This window comes from Corallococcus llansteffanensis (assembly GCF_003612055.1).
Taxonomy (GTDB): domain Bacteria; phylum Myxococcota; class Myxococcia; order Myxococcales; family Myxococcaceae; genus Corallococcus; species Corallococcus llansteffanensis.
Genome location: NZ_RAWB01000934.1, coordinates 1 through 2093, shown reverse-complemented (window position 1 = coordinate 2093; position 2093 = coordinate 1). Strand labels below are relative to the sequence as shown.

Genomic DNA, 2093 nt, shown 5'->3' with positions numbered 1-2093 from the left:
ATGCATGCCGGTTGGCGTGCAAACCCCCACCTCCCGCGGTCCCCCGGCCCCTCGCACTTCTCCACTTTTGGGGCGCCGCATTTTTGACACCTTGAAACGGCATGTGCGATAACTCCCGGTCAGCCTTTTCTCACCACCGCACAAGGAGTGGCAGGCGATGTTCACGGGCGTGAAGGTCTTCTCCGCTACGAAGGCCAAGGAGCGGGAAGAGTTGGGTGAGAACGTCACCCGCTGGATCAAGAGCAACTCCGATCTCGAGATCGTGGACCGGGTCGTCTGCCAGTCCTCCGACAACGAGTTCCACTGCTACACGCTTGTGCTCTTCTACAAGCACGCGAAGCCGCCGGCCGCGCAGTAGCACTCCGCGGTCGCACCGCTTCGCTTGAAGGCCTGATCCTCCCGCACGCGCTGCCATCCGACGCGCGCGGGGAGACCGGGCCTTTCTATTTCGACATGTTATGGTGCGCCCCGTGGCGCGCTTCGAAGACGAGGATCGGGACGAGGACCGGCTGCTCCGCACGGACGCCCTTCCGGCCCTGCGCATGACGCGGGTGCGGGTGCGGCTGATGGTGCTGTCCGGTCCGGACGCGGGCCAGAGCTTCCCGTTGACCCCCGGGCGCTACCGGGTGGGGGCGGATCCCGCGTCGGACATCGTCATCGCGGACCGGGCCGTGTCGCGCAGCCACCTGCTGCTGGACGTGCGCGAGGACTCCATCCAGGCGGTGGACGTGGGCTCGCGCAACGGCTCCTTCTGCGAGGGCATGCGCTTCACCACGCTGGACGTGCGGCCGGGCGCGGTGCTCACGCTGGGCACCACGGAGTTGAAGCTGGTGCCGGAGGGCGAGAAGGCGCGCGCCATGCCGCTGTCCACCCGCGAACGCTTCGGCAACCTGGTGGGCTCCAGCCGTCGCATGCGGGAGCTGTTCACCCTGCTGGAGCGGCTGGCGCAGGGCGAGTCGGACGTGCTCATCCAGGGCGAGACGGGCACCGGCAAGGAGCTGTGCGCGGAGGCCCTGCACACCCATGGGACGCGCTCCAAGGGGCCCTTCGTCATCGTGGACCTGGCGGGCGTGGCGCCGCAGCTGCTGGAGTCGGAGCTGTTCGGCCACGTGAAGGGCGCCTTCACCGGGGCGCAGGCGGACCGGGCGGGCGCCTTCGAGCGCGCGCACGGCGGCACCCTCTTCCTGGACGAGGTGGGGGAGCTGCCCCTGGAGGTGCAGCCCCGACTCCTGCGCGCGCTGGAGCGCCGGCAGGTGAAGCGGGTGGGCGCCAACGACTACCGCGCCGTGAACGTGCGGGTGGTGGCCGCCACGCACCAGGACCTGGAGGGCGCGGTGAAGGCCGGCCGCTTCCGGGGGGACCTGTTCCACCGGCTCGCGGTGCTGCGCGCGATGCTGCCGCCCCTGCGCGAGCGCCCGGAGGACATCCCGCTGCTCATCGACACCGTGCTGGAGCGGATGGGCAAGCCCCCGAGCGCCCTGTCGGACCAGACGCGCGCCCTGCTCTCCCAGTACCCGTGGCCGGGCAACGTGCGCGAATTGCGCAACGTGGTGGACCGGGTGGTGAGCCTGGGCGAGTCCGCGCTGCCGGACCTGCCGGAGACGCCCTCCCGGCCGACCCCCGCCGCGGGCGCGGACCCCGAGGAGACGCAGTCGCTGGCGCTGGACCTGCCCTTCAAGGAGGCCAAGGAGCGCCTCATCGAGGGCTTCGAGCGCGACTACCTGAAGACGCTCCTGGAGCGGTGCGGCGGCAACGTGTCCAAGGCGTCGCGCGAGGCGGGCATCGACCGCGTCTACCTGCGCAAGCTCCTGCGCAAGCACGGGCTCGCGTCCGGGCCGGACTAGCCTCCCCTCCCCCGGGAGCCACGGCCGCCGTGACCGGGGCGACACTGCGCTGGGACTCCCTGCCCGGGGCGCTTGTCGGCGCGCCTTTCCAGCCCATCTTGGGAGGGACCCACGCGAGGAGGGTGCCATGCGCCAGGGAATGCGAAGGCTGCTGTTGCTCGGGGGGCTGGGGTTGTTCGCCAGCGCGTGTCAGTCCCGCGGCGGGTCGGCCGAAGAGACAGCGCTCCCTGTCATCGCACGGCTCCAGCC

Annotated in this window: 2 protein-coding genes; both read left to right on the top strand. The window is 70.9% G+C overall.

The features are described from left to right. The first annotated feature begins 157 nt into the window (after window positions 1-157). Window positions 158-358 (top strand): hypothetical protein, encoded by a 201-nt coding sequence (locus D7V93_RS42210; protein ID WP_120610239.1) that lies wholly within the window; start codon window positions 158-160, stop codon window positions 356-358. 100 nt (window positions 359-458) lie between these two features. After that, entirely contained in the window at window positions 459-1844 is a 1386-nt protein-coding gene (locus D7V93_RS42205) for a sigma 54-interacting transcriptional regulator (protein ID WP_120648587.1), read from the top strand. Window positions 1845-2093: the final 249 nt, after the last annotated feature.